Here is a 4109-nt window from a genome sequence, read left to right as displayed (position 1 = left end):
AGAAATTAGTCTCGGCTGACCCGCCCCTGAAGGGAGCGGGATTGCGCCTCAGTTTCGTTCAACAATCTCCAGATGGTAATCCAGCATCTGGTCACCATCGAACAGATAGCGCCCTCTAAACGTGTTCCCTTTCAACATCTCAGGTATCCAGATAATGTCGTCTGCCCACATCTCTTCATAGGGGATCTGGTCAAGGGAGAACCACAGCGGTATGGCTTCATCAGTCTCTTCCGGTGAGCCGGTAAACTCTGTTGCCACGTAGGTATGTACATGGATAGAGTAGCCATCGGTAAACTGGAAAAGGCTCTCCCCACAGAACTCAGGGTTAAGCGGAGTGATGCACAACTCCTCCTGCACTTCACGGATCGCGCAGGCCAGCAGGGTTTCACCGGGCTCAAGCCGCCCGCCCGGCCCATTGATTTTCCCGGCCCCCAGGCCACGCTTTTTACGAATCAGCAGAATTTGCCCATCCTTGATAACAAACGTCAGCGTAGCAGGGTCAACAGCCTGCCAGGTGTTCCAGTCAATATCCTGCAGCGTTTGCATCACTCAATTCCTGGCTGTTGAAAGATAATTAACAATACCTCAGCCTGGCGTTTGGCGGCAGCATTAATTGGTGATATTGGCGGTTAAGCCAACTGGTGGCAGGAACTGACCTATACTGCGCCCTGTGTTTCCAGAACAAGACAGGTACCGCAGTCCACGTCAAACGGTCTGGCACCAACGGCGATAGCCTGGAGCCTGTCCGAGAGCTCTGCTCCTGACTCTTGAGGCACTAAATTTTCTTCGTCCAATCCAGGAGTTTTACCATGAATCCACTTCCATCAGAGTTGTCGCCTGGATCTTTGTTGGCGCCCCCGGTAACAGCGAGCGCCCTGCCCAAACCGCCCCCTGAGGCATGTACTTTCTGCAAGGAGCCATTGTTCAATGGACGTTCTGTTGTGCTATTGCCCTGTCAGCACCGGTTCCATATAGCCTGTAATGAAACCTGGGCTGATGGTCACCAGCTGGGTGACTGGACTTGCAGGATCTGCGATGCAACGCCCACAACGCTTGACACGGTTGGCCTGAGTGATGACCGGTACGCTACCCTGGCAGATCGTACTGAAAACCTGAAACTGCGGCTGTTCAAAGCATGTCAGGACGGAAATCTCGCTACAGTGACCAGTGCGGTGGAAGAGGACCCATCGGTTATCACCGGGACAATCGAGCTTGAGGGTCGCAAGGGACATTATGAACCCATTCATGTTGCTGCCCTCTATGGGCATGTACCCATTATCGGGTTCCTGCTTGACAGGGGGGCCGATGTCAATGCGCCATTTGAGGCCGATAAACTTTCGCCCATTGAACTGGCTGCCAGGGAAGGTCATGCGGAGTTAGTCGAGTATTTGATTGGTCGGGGTGCAAAAAATCTGGATTTGGCGCTCAGGTTGTCAACCAGAAAAGGTTTCTGCGATGTGGTTCAGAAACTGACCGATCATGGAGCTGACGTTAACTTTGTGCATGAATTTAATTATGGAGACAAGGTAATCGGGTTTACTCCCCTTACTTTTTCTGTGGCTTCAGAGTCAGCTGCGCAATTGATTGAGTTGTTGATATCACAAGGCGCCAGGGTCACTGGTGCCTCCCTGTGGTTGGCTGCTGAACTTGGTAAGACCGATATCGTTAAGCTTCTGATCGCCCATAAAGCTGATGTCAACGATCTGGATGGGTGGATAATCTGCACCGCAGCCAGGTCCAATCGACTGGAGGTGGTCAGGGAGTTACTTGCCAATGGTGCCGAGATTGACAAGGCTGAAGGCACTCAGACTGCCCTGGGTTATGCTGCTGAGCACGGTTGTGTCGATATGATCCATTTGCTGGCGGATGCCGGTGCCAGCCCTGGCCCCCGGGTATTGTCCAATGGCAAAAGCAGCCGGAGCCCCCTGTGCATTGCTGCTTATGCCGGGCAAAATGACAGCATCAAGGCACTGATCGAGCACGGTGCCGGGGTTGATATCGCCGATTATCGGGGTGCTACACCGCTGACAGAGGCTATTCGCGCTGAAAATATCGCCCTGGTGAGAGAGCTGGTTGGGCGCTACAAAGCGTCGGTGAATAACCAGGCAGAGATTTTTATACCGTTGCCGGCAATGCCAATGTCCCATGAGTTCTTTGGGGGCAGGCAGAAGATTGTGCTTTCTCCGCTGGCCTTTGCCATGCTTATTGATGCAAATCCAATCATTCATTTCCTGATTGATGCCGGCGCGGATGTTAATGCTCTTCAAGGGTTGGCACTGCGGCTGGCAATTATGAAGGAAAATGCCGGGGCTGTGTCGAAGCTGATTGGTAGCGGTGCTGACCTTTGCCGGGCCTTTGATACCGGAGAGATGCCCCTGGCATTAGCAACCCGCCTGAAACATCCGGCTATTGTTATGGAACTTTTACGTCATAGGGCACCGCTCTCTGAAATCAGTCTGCCACAGGATTTGCTGGATTCGGGTGTTGATTAAGACAACAATTCAAGATACTGCCGATCATTTCGGTGCCTTCTTCCTATTTTATCCTGATGCCAATAAAATGCAGCTCTCGACGACTGTTGTATAGGGTCTGAACAATGAACACTGCCCTGCGTAGACAAATTCTCGATGCCTTCAATTTCCGTCACGCCTGCAAAAGCTTTGATGCCAGCCGGAAAATACCCGATGAGGACTTTAATTTCATTCTGGATGCCGGACGCCTTTCGCCGAGCTCGTTTGGCTTTGAACCCTGGAAGTTTCTGGTGATCCAGAATCCGGACTTAAGGGCAAAGATCAAAACCGTCAGCTGGGGGGCCCAGGGACAGTTACCCACCGCCAGCCATTTTGTCATCATTCTGGCCCGCAGGGAAAACAGCATGCATTATGAGTCTGAATATATCCTGGACCATATGCGTAATGTCAAACAGCTGCCCGAAGATGTCGTGGATATGATCAGCGAGTTTTACCGCGACTTCCAAAACCGTGACTTCCGGCTGACCGAGTCCCCCAGGGCCATGTTTGACTGGGCCTGTAAACAGACGTATATCGCCCTCGGTAATATGATGAGCGTGGCTGCCCAGATTGGCATTGACTCCTGCCCCATTGAAGGTTTCGACCGTGACAAGCTGGAGCCACTGATGGAACAGGAAGGCCTGCTGGATAGAAGTGAGTTTGGCGTCAGCGTGATGGTCGCCTTTGGTTACCGGGAAAACGAGCCTTACCCGAAAACCCGCCTCCGGCAGGAAGCGGTTGTTGAGTGGCACTAATCAATCACTCCGCCAGGTCGCTGAGGCATACCAGCGTCAGATGGTTGCTCTCAAAGCCGCCTGTATCAATAAAGTGGGTATTACCCAGGGTGACCGGTTGATCAACAATGGTATGGCCACAGAAGATGTGGTCAATGCCTGCAACCACGGAATCGTCCCCGCTTTGGATCCGGGACCTGGACCATTGCATCGCCCATACCAGATCCGGGTCCGATGCTATTTTGCCCGGATTCCAGACCGGCAACGGATACTCTGCATGGCAAATGGCCGCCTGCCTGTCGCCAGGGAGATCAACCGAGATCAGCACTGGCTGCTCAGAAGCCCGGTCTGCATACCGGTTCATTTTTTCTGATGACACCTGCAGGTGCCATTGACCGCCACAAAGTACCCACTGTGCAATCTCATGGGAGGATGGATGCCTGACCGTATCAATCATGCACTGCTCATGATTGCCACGGACACAGTGAAACCATGGCTCCTCCATCAGGGCAAGGCACTGCTCTGATGCCGGTCCCCGGTCAATCAGGTCGCCACAGCTGAAACAACGATCTTTTTCCTGGTCGAAGCCGACGTTGGCCAGTGAGGACATCAGGAGATCATACATGCCATGCAAATCGCCAATAACAAAATCACGGCCAGCTTCATTCTGACGGAAATGCTGGTAAAACATAAATCCTCCCTGGATTTCTGACTAGGTTTGTGCGTCCACGTCTATGGTTCGCCTATTACCAGTTTAGCCATTCCATCATCAGGATTACCGGAAGTGCTGACACTCCCCGCCCTATCCGGCGAGGGTTCTTGATCGCTCAAGAACGTTTCTGTTTCACAGTCCGTAGCTCAGGGA

The 4109-nt window shown here is 52.6% G+C and carries 4 protein-coding genes; 2 read left to right on the top strand and 2 right to left on the bottom strand.

Going from position 1 to position 4109, the window contains the following annotated elements:
- Positions 1-48 precede the first annotated feature (48 nt).
- Positions 49-546 carry an 8-oxo-dGTP diphosphatase gene (locus KDK13_RS10005; protein WP_257284837.1) on the bottom strand — a complete coding sequence of 166 codons (498 nt, stop codon included), beginning with the start codon at positions 544-546 and terminating at the stop codon, positions 49-51.
- A 263-nt stretch (positions 547-809) separates the two neighbouring features.
- Here KDK13_RS10005 and KDK13_RS10000 point away from each other — a divergent pair, with 263 nt between their 5' ends.
- A complete protein-coding gene (locus KDK13_RS10000) occupies positions 810-2492 on the top strand; it encodes an ankyrin repeat domain-containing protein (protein WP_257284836.1) in 1683 nt (560 codons plus the stop codon).
- A 104-nt stretch (positions 2493-2596) separates the two neighbouring features.
- Positions 2597-3265 (top strand): NAD(P)H-dependent oxidoreductase, encoded by a 669-nt coding sequence (locus KDK13_RS09995; protein WP_257284835.1) that lies wholly within the window; start codon positions 2597-2599, stop codon positions 3263-3265.
- A gap of 4 nt (positions 3266-3269) precedes the next feature.
- On the opposite strand, the gene KDK13_RS09990 is transcribed toward KDK13_RS09995, so the two are convergent.
- The gene (locus tag KDK13_RS09990; RefSeq protein WP_257284834.1) at positions 3270-3935 is read right to left on the bottom strand and encodes a metallophosphoesterase; all 666 of its coding nucleotides are present in this window, start codon (positions 3933-3935) and stop codon (positions 3270-3272) included.
- Positions 3936-4109 lie beyond the last annotated feature (174 nt).

It is taken from the genome of Endozoicomonas sp. SESOKO1 (assembly GCF_024606265.1).
GTDB lineage: Bacteria > Pseudomonadota > Gammaproteobacteria > Pseudomonadales > Endozoicomonadaceae > Endozoicomonas.
The sequence above is the reverse complement of the archived record's forward strand: the minus strand, read 5'-3'. Positions and strand labels throughout refer to the sequence as shown.